The sequence below is a fragment of the Paraburkholderia sp. CHISQ3 genome (assembly GCF_030464945.1).
Lineage (GTDB): Bacteria > Pseudomonadota > Gammaproteobacteria > Burkholderiales > Burkholderiaceae > Paraburkholderia > Paraburkholderia megapolitana.
Map to the genome: position 1 here is coordinate 230288 of NZ_JALPRG010000012.1, position 22155 is coordinate 252442.

General features: G+C 63.3%; 16 protein-coding genes and 1 pseudogene. 8 read left to right on the plus strand and 9 right to left on the minus strand.

Annotated features, from left to right (window positions below; translation table 11 throughout):
- Positions 1 to 457: 457 nt before the first annotated feature.
- The 5 genes from M0D65_RS26495 to betI all read right to left on the minus strand — a co-directional run bounded on the left by M0D65_RS26495 (position 458) and on the right by betI (position 6527).
- The gene (locus M0D65_RS26495; protein ID WP_245811706.1) at positions 458 to 859 is read right to left on the minus strand and encodes a winged helix-turn-helix domain-containing protein; all 402 of its coding nucleotides are present in this window, start codon (positions 857 to 859) and stop codon (positions 458 to 460) included.
- Between the two features lie 238 nt (positions 860 to 1097).
- Positions 1098 to 2531 carry an MFS transporter gene (locus M0D65_RS26500; protein WP_266255230.1) on the minus strand — a complete coding sequence of 478 codons (1434 nt, stop codon included), beginning with the start codon at positions 2529 to 2531 and terminating at the stop codon, positions 1098 to 1100.
- Positions 2532 to 2704: 173 nt separating this feature from the next.
- Positions 2705 to 4414, minus strand: coding sequence for a choline dehydrogenase (betA, locus tag M0D65_RS26505; RefSeq protein WP_266255231.1), 1710 nt, complete (start codon positions 4412 to 4414; stop codon positions 2705 to 2707).
- 11 nt (positions 4415 to 4425) lie between these two features.
- Positions 4426 to 5895 carry a betaine-aldehyde dehydrogenase gene (gene betB / locus M0D65_RS26510; RefSeq protein ID WP_266255232.1) on the minus strand — a complete coding sequence of 490 codons (1470 nt, stop codon included), beginning with the start codon at positions 5893 to 5895 and terminating at the stop codon, positions 4426 to 4428.
- Positions 5896 to 5939: 44 nt separating this feature from the next.
- The gene (gene betI, locus M0D65_RS26515; protein WP_266255233.1) at positions 5940 to 6527 is read right to left on the minus strand and encodes a transcriptional regulator BetI; all 588 of its coding nucleotides are present in this window, start codon (positions 6525 to 6527) and stop codon (positions 5940 to 5942) included.
- Between the two features lie 277 nt (positions 6528 to 6804).
- Between betI and fdhA the strand changes: the two genes are divergently transcribed.
- Positions 6805 to 8004, plus strand: a complete 1200-nt coding sequence (gene fdhA / locus M0D65_RS26520) for a formaldehyde dehydrogenase, glutathione-independent (protein WP_091018034.1) — start codon at positions 6805 to 6807, stop codon at positions 8002 to 8004.
- A gap of 75 nt (positions 8005 to 8079) precedes the next feature.
- On the opposite strand, the gene M0D65_RS26525 is transcribed toward fdhA, so the two are convergent.
- From M0D65_RS26525 to M0D65_RS26540, 4 genes and pseudogenes are all read right to left on the minus strand, one after another.
- The gene (locus M0D65_RS26525; RefSeq protein WP_266255234.1) at positions 8080 to 8487 is read right to left on the minus strand and encodes an HrpB1 family type III secretion system apparatus protein; all 408 of its coding nucleotides are present in this window, start codon (positions 8485 to 8487) and stop codon (positions 8080 to 8082) included.
- Between the two features lie 48 nt (positions 8488 to 8535).
- Positions 8536 to 8757 (minus strand): hypothetical protein, encoded by a 222-nt coding sequence (locus M0D65_RS26530; RefSeq protein WP_266255235.1) that lies wholly within the window; start codon positions 8755 to 8757, stop codon positions 8536 to 8538.
- A 206-nt stretch (positions 8758 to 8963) separates the two neighbouring features.
- Positions 8964 to 11513: an adenosylcobalamin-dependent ribonucleoside-diphosphate reductase gene (locus M0D65_RS26535; RefSeq protein ID WP_266255236.1), complete on the minus strand. Its 2550-nt coding sequence runs from the start codon at positions 11511 to 11513 to the stop codon at positions 8964 to 8966.
- 136 nt (positions 11514 to 11649) lie between these two features.
- Positions 11650 to 12669: pseudogene (locus M0D65_RS26540) on the minus strand (GlxA family transcriptional regulator); the annotation flags it as partial.
- Positions 12670 to 13163: 494 nt separating this feature from the next.
- On the opposite strand from M0D65_RS26540, the gene M0D65_RS26545 reads away from it, so the two are divergent.
- The 7 genes from M0D65_RS26545 (at position 13164) to M0D65_RS26575 (ending at position 22151) form a co-directional block, all read left to right on the plus strand.
- On the plus strand, positions 13164 to 14438 hold the full coding sequence (locus tag M0D65_RS26545; protein ID WP_266255238.1) for a serine hydroxymethyltransferase: 1275 nt from the start codon (positions 13164 to 13166) through the stop codon (positions 14436 to 14438).
- Between the two features lie 75 nt (positions 14439 to 14513).
- Positions 14514 to 15485 (plus strand): dipeptidase, encoded by a 972-nt coding sequence (locus M0D65_RS26550; protein ID WP_266255239.1) that lies wholly within the window; start codon positions 14514 to 14516, stop codon positions 15483 to 15485.
- Positions 15486 to 15586: 101 nt separating this feature from the next.
- On the plus strand, positions 15587 to 16117 hold the full coding sequence (locus tag M0D65_RS26555) for a DUF5943 domain-containing protein (protein WP_266255240.1): 531 nt from the start codon (positions 15587 to 15589) through the stop codon (positions 16115 to 16117).
- A 41-nt stretch (positions 16118 to 16158) separates the two neighbouring features.
- The gene (locus tag M0D65_RS26560; protein WP_266255241.1) at positions 16159 to 18222 is read left to right on the plus strand and encodes an NADH:flavin oxidoreductase; all 2064 of its coding nucleotides are present in this window, start codon (positions 16159 to 16161) and stop codon (positions 18220 to 18222) included.
- A 2-nt stretch (positions 18223 to 18224) separates the two neighbouring features.
- Entirely contained in the window at positions 18225 to 20156 is a 1932-nt protein-coding gene (locus M0D65_RS26565) for a (Fe-S)-binding protein (protein ID WP_266255242.1), read from the plus strand.
- Between the two features lie 4 nt (positions 20157 to 20160).
- On the plus strand, positions 20161 to 21363 hold the full coding sequence (locus tag M0D65_RS26570) for an electron transfer flavoprotein subunit alpha/FixB family protein (RefSeq protein ID WP_266255243.1): 1203 nt from the start codon (positions 20161 to 20163) through the stop codon (positions 21361 to 21363).
- Positions 21360 to 22151 carry an electron transfer flavoprotein subunit beta/FixA family protein gene (locus M0D65_RS26575; RefSeq protein WP_266255244.1) on the plus strand — a complete coding sequence of 264 codons (792 nt, stop codon included), beginning with the start codon at positions 21360 to 21362 and terminating at the stop codon, positions 22149 to 22151. Before M0D65_RS26570 ends, M0D65_RS26575 begins: the two co-directional genes overlap by 4 nt.
- The last annotated feature ends 4 nt before the right edge of the window (positions 22152 to 22155 follow it).

Below are 22155 nucleotides of genomic sequence, written 5' to 3' on the forward strand. Positions count from 1 at the left end.
CGCTGCGGCGAGCGTGCGTGTGGCGGACCATCGGATGCGAAGTGAGGGGCTCGATGCGTAGTGCTTCGTTGCCGGCAAAACCGGCCTGCGATGTTTAGTGAAAATCGGCGATATTGCCTAAGATTTGCGTGCTTTTCGGCGAAAGCGCGTTGCGGGTTATTAGCTTATATGTTTTCGACGCTGAAGCGCATTTAACAATTTAACGTTTCGACAGCGAATTGTCGTATGTGACGGCATCGCACGAACACACAAAAATCGACAAAAACGTTTGCTGTTGCGCGAGGGGCGCGGGATGGGCGCCGCCAGTATTTCTACTGGCGGGCGAGATGGAATGTGCGATGGAGTACGCCTACGCGTGCAGCGTAGGCGACGCAGAGCGCGTCGCACGCGTGGCGGCGACGCGAAACTACCCGACGCGCGTAATAACCGCGTACGGTGGACCGCTTACGGCGCTGGCTCAGCCCTCGTCGAGCGGCAGCACGACCGTCCCGCGGCGCTTGCTGCCACGGACGAGGCCGCGGCGTGCCGCTTCGCGGAATGCCGCGTTGATCGTGTTGCGATGAAACCCGAGCGCATCGGCGATTTCGCGTTGCGGGCGGAACAGATCGCCAGGCCGCAGCACGCCGAGACGTACCGCCTGCTCGATCTGATCGGCCAGCGCGATGCGAATATTGCCGCGCAGGAGGGCGAAATCCGGTTGCCACGCCGACACGCGTGTCGCAACCGCCGCCGCGGTATGCGTCGCCCGGGGTTCAGGGGCGGATCGATCGGCATCGATCGAAATCCGGTGGGGGATATCGCTGCTGCTGTGCGTCGGGATGCTGTGATCCGTGCGCAGATACTGCTGATCCATGCTCATTGCCCGTCCGATGCGATATACGGCGTCGCGACCGAAGCTCGTCCGCTTTCATGGCCTCGCCAGGGATAAAGACGAACGGTTGAAAAAGTCGGACCAGTGCGGAGGGTGCAATTATTCTTATCGGATGTGAGGATCTGATAGGCATAGCATGCGGGATGCGTGAACGACTCGTAGTGCGATCAGGTTCACGAATCCGCGTATACCCCTATCTTTCGACCAACCCCGCGTGCGAGAGTACTCAGCGCACCTCGTCGACCGCTACGCGATACGTCGCCGCTACGCCATCCGTCGTCTCCGACGCCAGCGATTCGAGCGCAAGCCCCTTCGTTTCGATCCCGAGCACCCAGACGGCGAGCGCTGCCACCACGAACGACAACGCGCCGAGCGTGAACACGCCGCCCTGACCGAACACCGGCAGCACGACGCCGACCGCGTACGGTCCGATCAGCGAACCGATCCGTCCGATCGCCGAGGCGAAACCGGAGCCGGTCGCGCGTGCACCGGTACCGTACAACTCGGGCGTATAGGTGTAGAGCACGGCCCACATGCCGAACAGGAAGAACTGCATGAGCAGGCCCGAGCAGATGAGCAGCGTGACGCTCTCGGCGTGCAGTGCGGCCTGGCCGTACAGATAAGCCATGGCGCCGCCGCCGATCAACGAAGCAATGCAAGTCGGTTTGCGACCCCAGCGCTCGACCAGCCACGCCGCGCAGAGAAACCCCGGGATGCCGCCGAGCGAAATCAGTACCGTGTACAGCACGGATTTCGTCACTGCAACGCCGGCCTGCTGCATCAGCGCGCCGAGCCACGATGTCAGGCCGTAGAAACCGAGCAGCGCGAAGAACCACAGCGCCCACACCATGATCGTGCGCTGCCGGTAGGCCGCGCTCCAGATCTCGCGGAACGCACCGCGCGTGCGCTGGCCGACGGCTTCGACGAGCATCGACGGCGCGGGCAGCGATGTCAGGCCCTTCGATTTCATCACCTTCGCTTCGATCTGCATGAGCACCGAGTCGGCCTGATGCAGACGGCCGCGATGTTCGAGCCAGCGCGGCGATTCGGGCACGATGCGGCGCACGAACAGCACGAATACGGCGGGAATGGCGAGCAGCGCGAATACGGTGCGCCAGCCAAACTGCGGCAGCACGAAGTACGACACGACACCCGCCGTGATGAAACCGAGTGGCCAGAAGCCGTCCATCAACGCAACGAGCCGGCCGCGCGACGCCGTCGGTACGAATTCGGACAACAGTGTTTGCGCAATCGGAAACTCCATGCCCATGCCGATGCCGAGCAGGATGCGATAGACGATCAGCGTATCGACGGAGTGCGCGGTCGAGCAGAGGTAGGACGCGAGGCCCCACAACACCATGCTCCACTGAAATACGGGGCGTCGTCCGAAGCGATCCGCGAGCAAACCCGCCACGGCCGCGCCGAGCACCATGCCGAAGAAGCTCGCACTCGCGACCAGACCCGCAGCCGCGCTCGACAGTCCGAACTCCGTGCGGATCGAACCGAGCACGAAGGTCATCGTGCCGAGATCGACGGAATCGAAGAAGAAGGCGATCGCGATGATCAGGAAGATCGTGCGGTGGTAGCCAGAGAACGGTAAGCGTTCTAAGCGGGCGGCAGCGCTGGGACGTGAGGTGGAGGAAGAAGCGGTGGTCGACATGGCATCCTCTGAATGGATGTGAGGAGGCTCGCGGAGATGCGCACACTCGCTAGCGTCTTCGCGGCCTCGATCCTTTCAGTAGACTTGACCATTATTTGCCGACATAGAAGGAATGCGGCATCTGGATAGGATGGGGGCGTCACCCAGGGCAAGCCCCTCAACCTCTCAGCGCTTTACGTTGCGTGAATCGTTTCCGCTGCACGCTTGTGTGCTTCCGTGCCCCGCGCCGGTGCTCCATTCGCGACGAAATACCGCGCAGTCGAGCGCGCCAGCGTGGTTCGCCCGCGAATCTTGTCGGCGATTTTCTCGGCGATCATGATGGTGGGGGCATTCAGGTTGCCGGTCGTGATCAACGGCATGATCGATGCATCGACTACACGCAACCCGTCGATCCCATGCACGCGGCCCTCATCGTCAACCACGGCCATGTCGTCATAGCCCATCGCACACGAGCACGAAGGGTGATAGGCCGTTTCGGCACGCGCACGCACGAACGCATCGATCTCCGCATCGCTCTGCAACCTGGCACCGGGGCTCAGTTCATCGCCGCGAAACCGGTCGAGCGTCGGCTGCGCAATGATCTCGCGCGTAATCCGGATCGCGTCGCGGAACTCGCGCCAGTCGAGCGCCTCGGCCATGTAGTTGAAGAGGATCGACGGATGCTCGTGCGGATTGCGCGAACGCAGTTTCACGCGTCCACGGCTCGGCGAACGCATCGAGCCGACATGCGCCTGGAAGCCGTGCATCTTGATCGCGTTGGTGCCGTTGTAGTTGATCGCCACCGGCAGGAAGTGGTACTGGATGTTCGGCCACAGGTCGTCGTCGCGCGTGCGGATAAAACCGCCCGCTTCGAAATGATTGCTCGCGCCGATACCGGTGCCTTTCAGCAGCCACTCGAGTCCGATTGCCGGCTGATTGCGCAGCAGCAGTGCGGGATAGAGCGATACGGGTTCCTTGCACGCGTACTGCATGTACATCTCGAGGTGGTCCTGCAAGTTCTGTCCAACGCCGGGCAGATCGAGCACGACCGGAATGTCCAGTTCGCGCAGCCACGCGGCCGGACCGACGCCGGAGCGCTGCAGGATCTGCGGCGAAGCAATCGCGCCGCCGCATAGCAGCACTTCGCGCCGCGCGTGCGCGGTAACCGATGCGCCGCTGTGCAGATACGCGACGCCGTTAGCGTGTTTGCCGCTGAAGAGAATACGGTCGGTGGTCGCGTGCGTGACGATCGTCAGGTTCGGCCGCTCCCTGGCCTGGTCGAGGTAGCCGCGTGCAGTACTCGCACGGCGGCCGTGTGCCGTGACCGTGCGATCCATCGGGCCGAAGCCTTCCTGCTGATAGCCGTTCAGATCGTCGGTGCGCGGGTAGCCCGCTTGCACACCGGCCTCGACCATTGCTTCGAACAGCGGGTTCGCGCCGGGTTTGCTGGTGGTGACGTGAACCGGACCGTCGCCGCCGTGATAGTCGTTCGCGCCGACGTCGCGGGTTTCGGCTTTGCGGAAATACGGCAGGCAGTCGAGATAGCTCCAGTCCCCGAGCCCTTTGCGTTGTGCCCAACCGTCGTAGTCGAGCGCATTGCCGCGGATGTAGCACATGCCATTGATCAACGACGATCCGCCCAACCCCTTACCGCGACCGCATTCCATCCGGCGGTTGTTCATGTGCGGTTCCGGGTCGGTCTCGTACGCCCAGTTGTAGCGCCGTCCTTGCAGCGGATAGGCGAGGGCCGCGGGCATCTGTGTGCGGAAGTCGAAGCGGTAGTCGGGGCCGCCGGCTTCGAGCAGCAGCACCGTCACGTCGCGTTCTTCGGTCAGACGCGTCGCGAGCACATTGCCCGCCGAACCCGCGCCGATGACGATGTAGTCGTATTCGTTCGCTGCCATGCGACGCTCCCTCAAAACACCGGTTGATACTTGCCGAGTTCCACCTGAACCGACTTGATACGCGTGTAGTGCTCGAGCGTCGTGATGCCGTTCTCGCGGCCGACACCCGATTGCTTGTAGCCGCCCACCGGCATTTCCGCCGGCGATTCACCCCACGTGTTGATCCAGCAGATGCCAGCTTCGAGACGGTGAATCACGCGATGCGCACGCGAGAGGTTCTCGGTGACGACACCGGCGCCGAGGCCGTAGATCGTGTCGTTGGCGCGCGCGATGACTTCCTCTTCGTCGGCGAAACTCAAGAGGCTCATCACAGGGCCGAAGATTTCTTCGCGCACGATCTGCATGTCGTCGCGGCAATCGGCGAACACGGTCGGTTGCACGTACTGGCCCTGCGCGTAATCGCCGTCGACGATCCGCGCACCGCCGGCCACGAGCCGCGCGCCTTCGCGCTTGCCGCTTTCGATGTAGCCGAGCACCTTGTCGAGTTGCGCGGCGCTCACGAGCGGGCCGAAGTTGGTGGTGGGATCGGACGGCTTGCCGATACGAATGCGCTTCACACGCTCGACGATGCGCGCTTCGAATTCTTTCTGCACCGACTGATGCACGAACACACGCGTGCCGTTCGTGCACACCTGACCCGAGCTGAAGAAGTTAGCGGTGACGGCGATATCGGCGGCGCGGTCGAGATCGGCGTCTTCGAAGACGATCAGCGGCGACTTGCCGCCGAGTTCCATCGTCACTTCCTTGAGCGTCGAGCCACCAGCCAGCGACATCACTTTCTTGCCCGTGGCGACGCCACCGGTAAACGAAATCTTTGCGATGCCTTCGTGCCCCGCGAGCAGCGCGCCGACCCGGCCGTCGCCTTGCACGACATTGAAAACGCCCGGCGGTACACCGGCTTCGAGGTAGATTTCGGCAAGCTTCGACGCGGATAGCGGCGTGACCTCGCTCGGCTTGAAGATCATCGCGTTGCCCGCGGCGAGCGCCGGTGCCGATTTCCAGCAGGCAATCTGGATCGGGTAGTTCCATGCACCGATGCCGGCGGTGACGCCGAGCGGTTCGCGCCGCGTATAGACAAACGATTCGGCGCGCAGCGGAATCTGCTGACCTTCGATCGCAGTGGCGAGACCCGCGTAGTACTCGATCACGTCGGCACCCGTCACGATGTCGACCGAGCGCGTTTCGGCGATCGGTTTGCCGGTGTCGCGCATCTCCAGTTCGGCGAGCACGTCGTTGCGCTCGCGCAGCAACTCGACGGCGCGTCGCAGGATGCGCGAGCGCTGCATTGCGGTAAGCGCGGCCCACGCGCGCTGGCCTTCGCGTGCCGACTGCACCGCGCGGTCGATATCGGCTGCGCTCGCTTGCTGCACCGTGGCGAGCTTTGCGCCGGTGGCGGGGTCGAATGTATCGAAGGTCTCACCGCTCGTGGCGTCGACGTATTCGCCGCCGATATAAAGACGTTGCAGGCCGTAAGAGGTCATGACGGGGTTCTCCTTGTATGCGAGCTGGATATGCTGGAAACGCGTCAGGCTGCGTGCGCGAGCAGCATGTCGATGTAGTCGTTGGCGAGCCGCAGCGCGGCCCGGGTGTCGAATGGATCGCCGGATAGCGCGCCGCGCAGCCACAGCCCGTCGATCATCGCCGCGAGGCCGCTCGCCGCCCGGCGTGCGGCGCCGCGCGGCAGTTCTTTCGCGAATTCCGTGCACAGGTTCGAGTACAGGCGCCGCGTATTGACGCGCTGCAGACGGCGCAGCCCGGGCTCGTGCATGCTTTCGGTCCAGAACGCGAGCCAGGTTTTCATCACCGGTCCGCTAACTTGCGATACGTCGAAATTGGCGGCGACGACCGCGCGCAGCCGTGCACGCGGCTGTGCCTTCGCAGCGTTGCGCCGACGTGTGGTGGCCGCCCACAGGTCGCGCAGGATATGCCGCATCGTCGCTTCGAGCAGACCGTCCTTGTCGCCAAAGTAGTGACTGACGATCCCCGTCGAAATATTGGCGCGCTGCGCAACTGAAGCGAGCGTCGTGCCGGACAGGCCCGCCTGATCGATGGTGAGCAGGGTGGCGTCGATCAGCTGGGCGCGGCGCACTTCACGCATTCCAAGCTTGGGCATGCTGTCGAACCCCCAAAAAACGCGAAAACCCACAAAAAACAGGCTGCACGAACCCGACACCAGATAGCGCCAGGCTGCGAGGAAGCCGTAGCTTAGCGTTTTTTTATTGACCGTTCAATCAACAAAAACCGCAAAAAGCGACCGTGTCGGTTTTAGTCAGACGGATGTCGGGTTTCATACACCGGGTGCGGGTGCCGAGGGGCTACGCTCGAAAGAGCGGCGTTCGCCGAATGCCGTGTCGAAATGCGTGACGTCAGACGAACATGGAGACGAGACAATGAGCAGCAATCGCGGTGTCGTGTATCTGGGGCAGGGCAAGGTCGAAATCCAGTCGATCGATTTTCCGAAGATGGTCGATCCGCGCGGTCGCGCAATCGGTCATGGCGTGATTTTGAAAGTGGTGTCGACCAATATCTGCGGCTCGGATCAGCATATGGTGCGTGGCCGTACGACGGCCGAAGTCGGCCTCGTGCTGGGCCATGAGATTACCGGCGAGGTGATCGAGGTTGGGCGCGATGTCGAGACGTTGAAGGTCGGCGATCTCGTGTCGGTGCCGTTCAACGTTGCGTGTGGCCGCTGCCAGACGTGCAAGGAGCAGCACACCGGTGTGTGCCTGAACGTGAATCCGTCGCGTGCGGGCGGTGCGTACGGCTATGTGGATATGGGCGGCTGGATCGGCGGGCAGGCGGAATATGTGCTCGTGCCGTATGCCGATTTCAACCTGCTGAAATTCCCGGATCGCGATCGCGCGATGGCGAAGATCCGCGATCTGACCTGCCTGTCCGACATTCTGCCTACCGGCTATCACGGCGCGGTGATGGCGGGCGTGAAACCGGGTGCGACGGTGTATATCGCCGGTGCGGGCCCGGTCGGGATGGCTGCTGCCGCTTCGGCGCGGCTGCTGGGCGCGGCGTGCACGATCGTCGGCGACATGAACGAGGAACGCCTCGCGCATGCGCGCTCGGTCGGCTTCGAAACGGTCGATCTCTCACGCGATGCGACGCTCGGCGAACAGATCGCCGCGATTCTGGGCAAGCCGGAAGTGGATTGCGCGGTCGATTGCGTCGGGTTCGAGGCGCACGGCCATGGTAGCCACGGCAGCCAGGAAGAAGCGCCCGCTACAGTGCTGAATTCGCTGATGGATATCACGCGCGTGGCCGGTGCGATCGGTATTCCGGGCCTGTACGTGACAGACGATCCGGGTGCCGCCGACGCCGCCGCGCGCCGAGGCAGTCTGAGCATCCGCTTCGGCCTCGGCTGGGCGAAGTCGCATTCGTTCCACACGGGCCAGACGCCGGTGATGAAGTACAACCGCAATCTGATGCAGGCCATCTTGTGGGACCGTCTGCCGATTGCGCAGATCGTGAACGTCACGGTCGTTTCGCTTGAAGAAGCGCCGGATGGTTATCGCAAGTTCGATGGGGGTGCGCCGCGTAAATTCGTGATCGACCCGCATGGGTTGCTGAAAGCGGCTTGATGCGGTGGTGGTCCGCCTGCACAGGTGCAGGCGGACCACGTTTGCTTCAGTAAAGCTGTACCGGGGAACCGAAAGTCATACCTGCAAGGCGTGCAACATGGTGGACTGCACGGGCTCTGCAACGCTGGTTTCTTCTGTACGGCCGAGTAGCGCAAACATTGCCCGACGGATATACGGATCGGAGCTGTCCTCGAGTGCTGCCGCATAGCTATGCCATGTGGGGTCTTTCAGCAGATACAGGCAGATTGCCTTCAACTCGGGGTTCTGGTCTTCCGGCAAGCCGTTGACGACCTGCCACGCTCCCCGCACATCGCCACGCTGGATCGCCATCAGCACGGGAAAGAACAGCATGTCCCGCGACGCCGGATGAGCCTCGTGCAACTGCTGCAGGAGCGTTTCCGCTTCGTCGAAACGTTCGGCCCTGATGCTGTCGAACACGGCTCGTCCTAGCCGGGCGGCCTCAGTGGTTTGGGGCAGGTCCATAGAATTCCTTGTATTGATCGAACACCCTGTTCAAGCCGGAATCCGGGTTCAATCGCCCAATAATTTTTTCTCGATGCCTTGCAGCAGTTGCTGGAGTGCACCACCCGACGGCGACTCGTCCGACGTCGCTTTACTCGATTCGCCGCCACCCGAGCTTGTGAGATCTTTCACGGAATTTAGCGCTTCAAAACCATCCTTATGCTCTCCAAGTGCCTTGAGACCGCCGCTAGCGGAATGGCCAAGTGAACCAGCAATTGAGGCGATGCCCATATCGTTTCTCCTGGATTGAAAGCTGACCCGGATTGGGAACTGCACTGAAACCGGTTGTTTCAGTGCATGCGATCACTGTAGAGGAGGGGATGTGCCCGGAAACGGGGGCGTGCGAAATGAAGCGCTGGAAAGCGAAGTGATGGCGTCGTATGGAACGAGGGTACAGGTGTGGCGCGTCGTCTCGACAACGCGCCACGCTCAAACCACTACCCGCACGCGCCCACTTCCCCACACGCCGTGCAGAAGTCGCAGCCATCCTTACGAATGACCGCATTCGCGCCGCACGTATCGCACTTGCGACCGAGCATCGTACGTAGTTCGAGCGGGCCTGCGCCTTCCGGCAGCGCGGCAGTTTCGCCGCTATCGCTACGATCCGGTTCAGCAAGGCCGGCCACAGGCGCCGCAGCTTCGGCAAGATGCCCACGCGGCAAGCGCGCGAGCAACCGCGTCGGCACCTGATTACCTTCCGCATCGAGGAACCCACGCCGATGCAGGATCTGCTGGATCGCATAGGCGATTGCAGCCACTTCCGAATCGTGCCAGCGCGGCGTGCGGTGCCCATCGAGCCGCAGCACATCGCCGAGCCTTACTTGGCCGCGATCCCACGACACCTTGCGCAGATCCTGCAGATTGCGCGCGACGAACCCTCCGCGCGCAGCGAGCGACAGCGAACGCATCGTCGCGGTAATCCATTGCTGCGATTCATCGCGCTGGCCGACCGGAATGAAAAATTCGATCGGCCGCTCGATCGTCATGTCTTCGCCGCCGACTCTGCCCGTCACCTCGATGAACGACACCGCGACATACAGTGATTTCTTGCCTACCTGCGTCAGGTATTCGACCTTCTCGATGATCGCGGGTAGTTCGCCCTTCGGCCGGTGATCGATGGCGACGCGCAGCGGATCGGTATCGATTTCGGCGAGCGCATCGTCGGTGGATTGTGGCGCGACACTCAGCACCGCACCGAGCGTTTCGTTGGGCCGGTAAGTGGCGAGTCCCTTCAAACCGCCTTTCCATGCATCGAAGTAGAGGCTTTCGAATGCATCAAAAGGGTAGTCGGCGGGGACGTTGACGGTCTTCGAGATCGACGTGTCGATGTACGGCTGCACAGCCGCCATCATGTCGAGGTGATCGCGCGCGGACATGTCGAGCGCGCTCACGAAGTAGTCGGGCAACGCATCGACGTCGCCGCCGAACGCGCGATAGACGCGATACGCATGATCTTCGACCGCAAACGAAGCGCGGCTACCGTCGGCCATTACCTTCATGCGCGTATAGGTCCACGAGAACGCGGGCTCGATACCATTCGATGCATTGTCCGCGAACGCGAGGCTCACGGTACCGGTCGGCGCGATGGAAAGCAGATGGCTGTTACGGATGCCGTCGCGGCGAATCGATGCCTTGATGTCGTCGGGCAGGCGCGAGGCGAACGTGCCGTCGGCCAGATAGCTGTCGGCGTCGAACAATGTAAACGCACCGCGTTCGCGCGCGAGTTCGACCGATGCGCGGTACGCCTCGTCGCGCATCAGTTGCGCGATGCGCGCGGCGAAGTCGCGGCCTTCGGCGCGGTCGTAGCGCAAGCCCAACATGACGAGCGTGTCGCCGAGACCGGTAAATCCCACGCCGATGCGGCGCTTGGCGCGCGATTCGTCGTATTGCTCAGGAAGTGGCCACAGCGTCACGTCGAGCACGTCATCGAGAAAACGCACCTGCGTGCGCGTGCGCGCGGCGAGTTCGTCCCAGTCGAACGACGGTTTGCCGCCGCGCATCTGCGCAAACGGATCGATCACGAAGCGCGTCAGATTAAGCGGGCCGAGATTGCAGCAGCCATAAGCGGGCAACGGTTGCTCGCCGCATGGATTGGTTGCGCGAATCGTTTCGAGCGTGCGCAGGTTGTTGTCCTCGTTCATCCGCGAGATGAACACGACGCCGGGTTCGGCGACGTCGTAGGTCGAGCGCATGATGCGCTCCCAGATTTCACGGGCGCGTTTCTCTGCATACACCCACAAGCCGTCTTCGCGTTGCCGCAGGTCGCTGGCTGCGCGCAACGCGGGTGACGGCTCCGCGCGATGCACGAGTTGCCACGGCAGATCAGCTTCGACGGCCTGCATGAATTCGTCGGTGACGGCGACGGAGACGTTGAAGTTGTTCCAGCGGCCCTTCGAATGCTTGGCCTCGATGAACTCGGGCAGGTCCGGGTGCGTGCAGTCGAGCACGGCCATTTGCGCACCACGACGCGAGCCGGCGCTTTCGACAGTCCGGCACGATGCGTCGAAGACATCGATATAACTGCACGGGCCCGATGCCGACGAACTGGTGGTGTGCACGCGCGCGCCCTTGGGGCGGATCGCGGAGAAGTTGTAGCCGACGCCGCCGCCGCGGCGCATCGTTTCGGCCGCCTGCAGCAGTGCCACGTAGATGCCCGGCAGACCGTCTTCGTCGACACCCTGAATGCTGTCGCCGACCGGTTGCACGAAGCAGTTGATCAGCGTCGCGGCGATGCCTGAGCCGGCCGCGCTCATGATGCGCCCGGCGCCGAGCGCGCCATGCTGCAGGTTCTCGACGAAACGCGCTTCGACCTCTTCGCGAAGCGCCGGCGGTTCGGCCTGTGCGACACCGTGCGCGACGCGCCGGTAAACGTCGTCGACGCTTTGTTCGTCACCCTTCGCGTACTTTTCGAGCAGGACGTCGAGCGAGAATTGTTGTGGAGCGACGGAGAGCGTGCGCGCGGCGATATCGGTGTCGTTTTCGGCCATGATTTCCTGCCTCGGGCGAAGGGCTGACGGACTGGAGATCATTCACTATAGCGCCATACGAGGCTTTTTTCTGGCCATGTGTGGGCCGCTTCGGACGCGGGGCGCGGGTGCCCCGGAAACAGGCAGGAGAGGGGTGTCAGGCCGGCAGCGCCAGCCCGCTTGTCACACCCGGCATGACGTGAGCAAGCGGTGCAACCTGTTTGCGGCGCTCGCGTGTCGGCGCCGTGCCGAATGCGTCGCGGTAGCTCTTGCTGAAATGACACGCTGACTGAAACCCACACGCCATCGTGATGTGCATGATCGACATGTCGGTCTGCAGCAGCAGTTCGCGCGCGCGGCGCAGGCGCAGGGTCAGGTAGTAGTGAGTCGGCGTCATGCCGAGGTGTTCGCGAAAGAGTCGCTGTAGTTGTCGTTGCGACATGTTCGCGAGGCGCGACAACTCTTCACGCGACAACGGCTCTTCGATGTTGTTTTCCATCAGCGCGATCACTTCGAACAGCGACTTGTTCGCCGAACCGAGCCGTGCGACGAGTGGCATGCGCTGCTGCGCGCTGGTATCGCGAACATGCTCGACGATGAACTGTTCCGCGATCTGCGTGACGCGCGGCGTACCGACGCGCGCCGCGATCAGGTTCAGCATCATGTCGAGCGGGGCGACACCACCGGTGCAGGTCACGCGGTCGCGATCGATGACGAAGAGTTCTTTCAGGAAACGCGTGTCGGGAAACTCTTCCTTCAACGCCGACATGTTTTCCCAATGGATCGCACACGCATAGCCCGCGAGCAGCCCCGATTTTGCGAGCGCATAAGTGCCGGTGCACAGACTGCCGAGCGCGACGCCTGCGCGCGCGAAGCGGCGCAATGTGGACAGATGGGCCGGGGTGGTTTCGCGCTGCACGTCGATGCCGCCGCAGACAAACACGATGTCGGGCTGGCCCGCGCATTCCGCTGCCGCGGTATCGACGGCAAGGCCGTTGCTGGCCGACACGAGGCCGCCTTCGGGGCTGATGATCGACCAGCGATAAAGCGTTTGCCCGCTCAGGTAGTTGGCCATGCGCAGCACTTCGATCGCATTGGTAAAAGCGATCATCGTGAAGTTGGGCAGCGGCATGAACGCAAAGTGCGCCAGCGACGCGGTGCGGTCGGGAGACATGGGGGGCGAGTGTTCCTTCGACTCTGATCTCTGGTGTAGCAGCCGACGTGGGGGGGACGGCCGCACTATTCTGAGATCTAGCGCAACAAGCATGCCATACGGCTAAACCCTGGCTGGCACGCGCGGTCGGACCAGGCGGGGGCGGCTCGCCGCACCTTGCATGTGCGGCGAGGGCACTGTTCGCGGGCGGGCCGCGCACGCCGGCAGTGCGATCGCGCTGCACCGCAACATACGATCGGACGTCACGAATAATGCCGCCAAGCCGGCCGGCCACCGGGCCACTTGTCCAAAACGGACCTGGATGTCGGAAAACGCCAAGAACACGTCTGAATTCGTAAATTGACGGGCGAGACAGCGGAGAAGAATAGAGCCGTTGGGAGCCGGTGCCGGCAGGCCAGTCAAGGGAAGCGGGAAGGTACAGCGCGCCTCGTCGGTCTGTTTGAATCGCCGTGCGACCCCTTGCTTTCCATGACTAACAGACACCCCCGGGACACCCCATGACGAACGCCAATCCCTTCTTCTCGCAACCTCTTGCCGAACGCGACGCGCCGGTCCGCAGCGCGCTTCTCAAGGAGCTCGAGCGGCAGCAGTCGCAGGTCGAGCTGATCGCGTCGGAAAACATCGTGTCGCGTGCGGTGCTCGAAGCTCAGGGTTCGGTGCTGACCAACAAGTATGCGGAAGGCTACCCGGGCAAGCGCTACTACGGCGGTTGCGAGTTCGCCGATCAGATCGAGACACTCGCCATCGATCGCATCAAGCAGATCTTCAATGCCGGGTTTGCGAACGTGCAGCCGCACTCGGGCGCGCAGGCAAACGGTGCGGTGATGCTGGCACTGACGAAACCGGGCGATACGGTGCTCGGCATGTCGCTCGACGCAGGCGGTCATCTCACGCACGGCGCCAAACCCGCGCTGTCGGGCAAGTGGTTCAACGCCGTGCAGTATGGCGTGAACCGCGAAACGATGCGCATCGATTACGACCAGGTCGAGACGCTGGCCAATGAGCACAAGCCGTCGCTGATCATCGCCGGTTTTTCCGCCTATCCGCGCGAACTCGACTTCGCGCGCTTCCGGGCGATCGCCGATAGCGTCGGCGCGAAGCTGATGGTCGATATGGCGCATATCGCCGGGATCATCGCAGCCGGTCGTCATCAAAATCCGGTCGAGCATGCGCATGTCGTCACGTCGACCACGCACAAGACGCTGCGCGGTCCGCGCGGCGGCTTCGTACTCACCAACGAAGAAGACATCGCGAAGAAGATCAACTCCGCGGTGTTCCCGGGCCTGCAAGGCGGCCCGCTGATGCATGTGATTGCCGGCAAGGCGGTCGCATTCGGCGAGGCGTTGCAGGATGGTTTCAAGACCTACATCGACGGCGTGCTCGCCAATGCAAAGGCGCTCGGCGAAGTGCTGAAAGAAGGCGGTGTCGATCTCGTGACGGGCGGCACCGACAACCATCTGCTGCTCGTCGATCTGCGTCCGAAGGGCCTGAAGGGCGCGCAGGTCGAACAGGCGCTCGAACGCGCGGGCATCACCTGCAACAAGAACGGCATTCCGTTCGATACCGAGAAGCCCACGGTCACCTCGGGCATCCGTCTCGGCACGCCGGCGGGCACGACGCGCGGCTTCGGCGTGGCGGAATTCCGCGAAACCGGCCGTCTGATCCTCGAAGTGTTCGACTCGCTGCGCGAGCATCCGGACGGCGACCCCGCCACCGAACAGCGCGTGCGCCGCGAGATCTTCGCGCTGTGCGAGCGCTTCCCGATCTACTGATACTGCAATAAACAACACGCGCGAGACACACATGCGCCGCGTTTCCCCACACGCTGATAGCTGGAGCACCGAATCATGAGCACTCTGCACGAGAACAGCATCATCATCGACGGTCTGAACATTTCGAAGTTCGACCGCTCGGTGTTCGAGGACCTGAAAAAAGGCGGCATCACCGCGACCAACTGCACGGTGTCGGTCTGGGAGAGCTTCGAGAAGACCGTCGATAACATCGCACTGATGAAGCAGCAGATCCGCGAGAACAGCGAACTGCTGACGCTCGTGCGCACCACCGACGACATCCTGCGTGCCAAGAAAGAGAACCGCACCGGCGTGATCCTCGGCTTCCAGAACGCGCATGCGTTCGAGGACAACCTCGGCTATATCGAAGCGTTCGCCGATATGGGCGTGCGTGTCGTGCAGCTTTGCTACAACACACAGAACCTCGTCGGTACCGGTTGCTACGAGCGTGACGGCGGCCTGTCGGACTTCGGTCGCGAAGTGATCACCGAAATGAACCGCGTCGGCATCATGGTCGATCTGTCGCATGTGGGCGGCAAGACGTCGTCGGAAGCGATTGCGTTCTCGAAGAAAGCGGTGTGCTACTCGCACTGTCTGCCGTCGGGGCTCAAGGAACATCCGCGCAACAAGTCCGACGAGCAGCTGCGGGAAATCGCCGATGCGGGCGGCTTTGTCGGCGTGACGATGTTTGCGCCGTTCCTGAAGCGCGGTATCGATGCAACCGTCGAAGACTATGTCGAAGCGATCGACTATGTCGTGAACATCGTTGGCGAGGACACGGTCGGTATCGGTAGCGATTTCACGCAGGGCTATACCACCGACTTCTTCGACTGGATCACGCATGACAAGGGCCGTTATCGCCGTCTGACGAACTTCGGCAAGGTCGTCAACCCGGAAGGTATTCGCACGATCGGCGAGTTTCCGAACCTCACAGCTGCAATGGAGCGCGCCGGCTGGAGCGAGACCCGCATCCGCAAGATCATGGGCGAAAACTGGGTACGCGTGTTCCGCGATGTGTGGGGAGCCTGAGAGAGCTTACGCGATACAAAAACGATGACGGGCGCCGCTGCGAGCGCCCGCGTTAAACCAGCACCGATACGAATCTGCTTACCCCACGGAGTCACCCCGCGATGCAACCGCAACTGCCGATCGACGTCGATCCCAACACCGGCGTATGGACCACCGACGCACTGCCGATGCTGTACGTGCCGCGTCATTTCTTCACGAATAACCACACGGCAGTTGAAGAAGCGCTGGGGCGCGACACGTATGCCGAGATTCTTTATAAGGCCGGTTATAAATCGGCATACCACTGGTGCGATAAGGAAGCGAAGCAGCACGGCATCGCTGGGATGGCGGTGTTCGAACATTATCTGAAGCGTTTGTCGCAACGTGGCTGGGGTCTGTTCAAGATCGTCGAGGCGGATCCGGCGCGTGCGCATGCGCGCATCGAGCTGCATCACTCGTCGTTCGTCCTCGCGCAGCCCGACAAGAGCGGCAAGCTTTGCTACATGTTCGCGGGCTGGTTTGCTGGCGCGATGGACTGGGTGAATGACACGACCGAAGCGGGCAAAAATGCGCCGCGTTCGCAGTCGAAGGAAGTGCAGTGCGCCGCCGAACATCACGCGCACTGCGTGTTCGAAGTGTCGCCGCTCGCCTGATTGTCGAGACTTTTACCGCACACCGCCCGAGGTCGATCGCGATGCGTTACCCCAATCTGTTCAAACCCTTGACGCTGAATCAACTGACGCTGCGCAACCGCATCGTCAGCACCGCGCACGCTGAGGTCTATGCCGAACCGGGCGGTCTGCCCGGCGATCGCTATATCCGCTACTACGAAGAGAAGGCGAAGGGCGGTGTCGGACTCGCTGTATGCGGCGGCTCGAGCCCGGTGTCGATCGACAGTCCGCAGGGCTGGTGGAAGTCGGTCAATCTGTCGACCGACAAGATCATCGATCCGCTCGCGCGACTCGCCGAAGCAATGCATCGGCACGGCGCGAAGATCATGATCCAGGCGACGCACATGGGTCGTCGCTCGGCATTTCACGGCGAGCACTGGCCGCATCTGATGACGCCGTCCGGCGTGCGTGAACCGGTGCACCGCGGCAACGCGAAGATCATCGAGGTCGAGGAAATCCGCCGCATCATCGGCGATTTCGCGGCGGCTGCGAAGCGCGTAAAGCAGGCCGGGATGGACGGCATCGAGATTTCGGCGGCGCACCAGCATCTGATCGATCAGTTCTGGAGCCCGCGTACGAACTTCCGTACCGACGAATGGGGAGGCTCGCTGCAAAACCGCTTGCGTTTCGGCACCGAAGTACTAAAGGCCGTACGTGAAGCGGTCGGCGCGGACTTCTGCATCGGCCTACGCATGTGCGGCGACGAATTCCACGAAGACGGCCTCGACCACGAGCAACTGAAGGAAATCGCCCAGGCGATGGCCGAGACCGGCCTGATCGATTACCTCGGCGTGATCGGTTCCGGTGCGGACACACACAACACGCTCGCCAACTGCATGCCGCCGATGGCGCTGCCGCCCGAACCATTCGTGCACCTCGCGGCCGGCATCAAGTCGGTGGTGAAGCTGCCGGTGATGCATGCGCAAAGCATTCGCGACGCGGGTCAGGCCGAACGCCTGCTCGCCAACGGCATGGTCGACCTGGTCGGCATGACGCGCGCACAGATCGCCGATCCGCACATGGTGATCAAGATTCGCGATGGTCGCGAGGACGAGATCAAGCAATGCGTCGGTGCGAACTATTGCATCGACCGTCAGTACAACGGCCTCGACGTGCTGTGCGTGCAGAACGCCGCAACGTCGCGCGAAGCGACGATGCCGCACGTGATCGAAAAGACCCGTGGACCGCGCCGCAAGGTGGTGGTGGTCGGCGCGGGTCCCGCCGGACTCGAAGCTGCACGTGTCGCGCGTTCGCGCGGTCACGACGTCGTGCTGTTCGAAAAGAACGACGCGGTGGGCGGCCAGATCATGCTCGCTGCAAAGGCGCCGCAGCGCGAACAGATGGCTGGCATCGTGCGCTGGTTCGACATGGAGACGAAGCGTCTCGGCGTGGACCGGCGCCTCGGTGTCGCCGCGGACGAGAAGGCAATCATGGCCGAGAAACCCGATATCGTCGTGCTAGCCACGGGCGGTTCGAGCTTCACGCAGCAGGTGCCGGCGTGGGGTGTCGAGGAAGGGCTCGCGGTCAGCTCGTGGGACATCCTCTCAGGTCGCGTCGAGCCGAAACAGCACGTGCTCGTCTATGACGGCGTCAGCACGCATGCCGGTGCGGGCGTCGCGGATTTCATCGCGAGCCGTGGGGCGAAGGTCGAGATCGTGACACCCGATGTGAAGATCGCCGACGATGTGGGCGGCACGACGTTCCCGATCTTCTACCGGCGTCTGTATGCGCTCGGTGTGATCCATACGCCGAACTATTGGCTCGATCGCGTGTATGAAGAGGACGGCCGCAAGATCGCGGTGCTGCGCAACGAATACACCGAAGAACTCGAAGAGCGCGTCGTCGATCAGGTCGTGATCGAAAACGGCAGCACGCCGAACGACGCGCTGTACTGGACGCTGAAGCCCGAATCGGTGAATCACGGCCAGACCGATGTGCACACGCTGTTTGCATCGGAGCCGCAACCGTCGTTGTCGGAAGAACTCGGCAACGGTCGTTTCCTGCTGTTCCGCGTCGGCGACTGCATTTCGATGCACAACATCCACGGCGCGATCTACGACGCGCTGCGCCTCTGCAAGGATTTCTGACGATGAGCCCGGCGTTTCTCATCACCGCATTGCTGTGGGTATCGGTGGCCGGCCTTGCGTTCGCGGTCGCGAAGCGCTCGGCGTACTGGCGCCTCGGCCGCGCGACTGCGGCGGGCGCGTTCGGCTGGACCAACCTGCTGACGATCCCGAAGCGCTATTTCGTCGATCTGCACCACGTGGTTGCGCGCGATCCGTATATCGCGAAGACCCACGTCGCGACCGCGGGCGGCGCGATTGGCGCGTTCGCGCTGGTGTTTCTCAACTATGGGCTCGCGATCTACTCACCGTGGCTCGACCGGCTGATCTTTATCGCGGCGCTCGTCATGCTGGTCGGCGTGGTGTTCGTGTGGCGTCGCCGGCATGGTGCGAAGGCGGTGCCCGCGCGACTTTCACGCGGACCTTGGGACACGTTGCCGTGGCTGCTTGGCTCGTTTGCACTTGGTCTCGTGTTGTTTGTCGCGGTGCCGGCTGGGGCGATGTCCGGCGCACTTGCTGTGATTTTCGCGCTGCTGATTGCTGCGGGCGCCTTCGCGATGACAGTTGGCGCGGCCCACGGCGGCCCGATGAAGCATGCGCTTGCCGGTCTGTTGCATCTGGCGTTTCATCCGCGCCAGGAGCGCTTCGCAGCGTCCGGCGATGTCCGCCGCGCCGGTGCCGTCAGCATGACGCCACCAACGGCGTTGAAAACGCCGGTACTGGAACAGAACGAATACGGCGTCGGCAAGCCGGTCGAATTTCGCTGGAATCAATTGCTGAGCTTCGATGCGTGCGTGCAGTGCGGCAAGTGCGAAGCAGCATGCCCGGCCTTCGCCGCGGGCCAGCCGCTGAACCCGAAAAAGCTGATTCAGGATCTCGTAACCGGAATGGTCGGCGGTTCGGATGCGGCGTATGCAGGCAGCCCGACGCCGGGTCTGCCGGTAGGTCACCATACGGGCGAGCCGAACCGGCCGATCATCTCGAGTCTGATCGAAGCCGACACGCTGTGGTCGTGCACGACATGCCGCGCTTGTGTGCAGGAATGTCCGATGCTGATCGAGCACGTCGATGCGATCGTCGACATGCGCCGCAATCAGACATTGGTGCACGGTACGGTGCCGGGCAAGGGCCCCGAAGTGCTCGCGAATCTGCGTGAAACCGGCACGGCTGGCGGCTACGACAAGGCTGCGCGTTACGACTGGGCCGTCGATCTGAACGCACCGGTGGCGCAACCGGGCAAACCCGTCGACGTGCTGCTGGTGGCCGGCGAAGGGGCATTCGATATGCGCTATCAACGCACGCTGCGTGCCCTGGTTACGGTGCTGAACAAGGCCGGCGTCGACTATGCGGTACTGGGTGGAGAAGAAACGGATACGGGCGACGTCGCGCGTCGCCTCGGCGACGAAGCGACGTTCCAGCAACTCGCGCGGCAACTGGCAGGCACGCTTTCGAACCTCACGTTCAAACGCATCGTCACCGCCGACCCGCACGTAATGCACAGCCTGCGCAATGAATACCGCTCGCTCGGCACGCGTTACGACGTGCTGCATCACACGAGCTTCATCGCGGAACTGGTCGCCTCGGGCAAGCTGTCGCCAAAGGCCGCCGATGCTTTGCACGACAAACGCGTCACGTACCACGATCCGTGCTACCTCGGCCGCTACAACGGCGAAACGGACGCGCCGCGCAAGCTGTTGAAGTCGATCGGCATCCAGGTCATCGAAATGGAACGCAACGGCAAGCGCGGTCGCTGCTGTGGCGGTGGAGGCGGTGCACCGCTGACCGACATCCCCGGCAAGCAGCGTATTCCGGATATCCGCATCGCCGATGCTCGTGCCATTGGAGCGGACGTGGTCGCGGTGGGGTGCCCGAACTGCACGGCGATGCTCGAAGGCGTGGTCGGTCCGCGCCCCGAAGTGCTCGACGTAGCCGAACTCGTTGCCGCTGCGCTGGAGTGACGCGATGAACACGACCATCAAACGTATCGATCCGCGGCGGCCGTTCACGATCACGGCGGCCGGTATCCGGCGTATTACGCTCGGTGCGACTTTCGATGCGCATGCATCGAACGATCAGAGCCACGGCGCGGCCGCGGGCGGCGCACACGCGCACGGTCAGGTTGCGAAGCCGCTCCGCACTAGGCAACCGGCGCAGCGCACGGTACTGGTTGCCGCGCACAGCGACCGCGGCGCGCTCGACGAACACACGCGCCAGGCGCTCGCTGCCGCCGCGTTGATCGCCGATGCACAGACCCAGGTGGCGCTCGTCGTGTTCGGCGAACTGAAGGACGATGCGGCGGTACTCGGCGCGGATCGTATCGTTGAACTCGCAACGTTCGACCGTCGCAGGTTCGCGCCCGAACGCGAGCTGCAGGCGCTGGCCGTATGCGTCGCACAGATTGCGCCGGCGCACATCCTGATGCCGGACAACGCAACCGGCGATGGCGATCTCGGCCGGCGTTATGCCGCTTATGCAGGTGCGAGTATCGCCACGCAGGTTGTCGAGATCGATGCCGCGCATGTGAGCAGCTATGCGCAGGCGAAGCAGGCCTACGCGAGCCGCGCACTGCCCGATGTGGTGCTGCTGGCGGCGGGCGCTGTCGATGCGCGGTTGCCGTTTGTCGGCGTGGGAGAACGCGTCGAGATTGCGCTGCCAGCCGAAGCAAAAGAAGGCGCGGCGAGCGATCGCTACCGCGATCTCGGCATCGAAGAAATCGACGCCGCGCAGGTCGCGCTCGAGGAGGCGGACTTCATCGTCTCGGCGGGCAACGGCGTGGCCGATGTCGCGGCATTCGAACAACTGGCCGGCGCGTTCGGAGCGGCCGTCGGCGCGAGCCGCGTGGCGGTCGACAACGGTCTCTTTCCGCGCGACAAGCAGATCGGCGCGACCGGCAAGACCGTCGAGGCGAGCGTCTATATCGCGTTCGGTATTTCGGGCGCGGTCCAGCATCTGCAGGGCATCAAGGATTGCCGGCACGTGATCGCCGTGAATCTGGACGGCAGCGCGCCGATCGTCAAGCGCGCGAACCTGACGATCATCGGCGATACGCAGGCCACGATCGCGTCGCTGATCGACGAGGTCGCGCATGCGCGGTCCACGCGTGCGTCGGCCGGAGCCACAGCTGCGACACCCGCCGCAACCGTTGCAGAAGGAGTCGCCGCATGAACCGCAAACTCGCACGGATCGCCGTGCTCGTTTCAGTCGGTCGCCATCCGGTGAGCGGCGTGGCGCGCTATAGCCGCAACGACGCAGCCGCACTCGAGACTGGCCGCGCGCTCGCCGAAAAGCACGGCGCGCTGCTCGACGTCGTGCATGCCGGCGACCCGTCCAACGCGGCACTCGAAGCCTATCTGGCGCTCGGCGCCGCGCGCGTCGAGGTACTAGTCTGCGATCCCGCCGACGATGCCGTGGCCGCGCTCGCCCAGCGTGTGCAGGGCTACGATCTGGTGCTGACTGGCACCTGCGCGGAAGGCGCGTTCGACAGCGGCATGCTGCCGTATCGCCTTGCCGCTGCGCTGGGTTATCCGCTGGTTGGCTCGGCGGTCGACATCGTGATCGAAAACGGCGAGGTGACGACGGCGACGGTCAGGCAATTCTTGCCGAAGGGCGTGCGCCGGCGCGTTCAGACACCGCTGCCGGCCGTGGTCGCCGTGCATCCGCTCGCGCCGGTTCAGCCGCTGTACGCCTATGCAAGGCTGCGCGCCGGCACCGTCGACACGCGCAGCGTGGCACCACGCGGCGTGGACGCCGAAGCGGCCCACTGGACGGTCGCGCCGGCAACCCGCAAACCCGTGCGGCTCGCCGCGCCGGAGAAGCGTTCCGGACACGCGCGCATGATGTCCGCGACCACGACCGAAAGCCGCGGCGGCAGCGTCGTAATTGAAGGGACTTCGGTCGAAAAAGCACAAGTGATCCTCGCCTATTTGCGCGAGCATCAACTCATCGACTACTGAAAAA

Coding starts and splice junctions, on each gene's coding strand:
- M0D65_RS26575 (WP_266255244.1), top strand. CDS start 21,360: ATGAACCGCAAACTCGCACGGATCGCCGTGCTCGTTTCAGTCGGTCGC.
- M0D65_RS26525 (WP_266255234.1), bottom strand. CDS start 8,487: ATGGACCTGCCCCAAACCACTGAGGCCGCCCGGCTAGGACGAGCCGTG.
- M0D65_RS26560 (WP_266255241.1), top strand. CDS start 16,159: ATGCGTTACCCCAATCTGTTCAAACCCTTGACGCTGAATCAACTGACG.
- betB (WP_266255232.1), bottom strand. CDS start 5,895: ATGACCTCTTACGGCCTGCAACGTCTTTATATCGGCGGCGAATACGTC.
- M0D65_RS26530 (WP_266255235.1), bottom strand. CDS start 8,757: ATGGGCATCGCCTCAATTGCTGGTTCACTTGGCCATTCCGCTAGCGGC.
- betA (WP_266255231.1), bottom strand. CDS start 4,414: ATGGCAGCGAACGAATACGACTACATCGTCATCGGCGCGGGTTCGGCG.
- M0D65_RS26555 (WP_266255240.1), top strand. CDS start 15,587: ATGCAACCGCAACTGCCGATCGACGTCGATCCCAACACCGGCGTATGG.
- M0D65_RS26535 (WP_266255236.1), bottom strand. CDS start 11,513: ATGGCCGAAAACGACACCGATATCGCCGCGCGCACGCTCTCCGTCGCT.
- M0D65_RS26570 (WP_266255243.1), top strand. CDS start 20,161: ATGAACACGACCATCAAACGTATCGATCCGCGGCGGCCGTTCACGATC.
- M0D65_RS26550 (WP_266255239.1), top strand. CDS start 14,514: ATGAGCACTCTGCACGAGAACAGCATCATCATCGACGGTCTGAACATT.
- M0D65_RS26495 (WP_245811706.1), bottom strand. CDS start 859: ATGAGCATGGATCAGCAGTATCTGCGCACGGATCACAGCATCCCGACG.
- M0D65_RS26545 (WP_266255238.1), top strand. CDS start 13,164: ATGACGAACGCCAATCCCTTCTTCTCGCAACCTCTTGCCGAACGCGAC.
- fdhA (WP_091018034.1), top strand. CDS start 6,805: ATGAGCAGCAATCGCGGTGTCGTGTATCTGGGGCAGGGCAAGGTCGAA.
- M0D65_RS26500 (WP_266255230.1), bottom strand. CDS start 2,531: ATGTCGACCACCGCTTCTTCCTCCACCTCACGTCCCAGCGCTGCCGCC.
- M0D65_RS26565 (WP_266255242.1), top strand. CDS start 18,225: ATGAGCCCGGCGTTTCTCATCACCGCATTGCTGTGGGTATCGGTGGCC.
- betI (WP_266255233.1), bottom strand. CDS start 6,527: ATGCCCAAGCTTGGAATGCGTGAAGTGCGCCGCGCCCAGCTGATCGAC.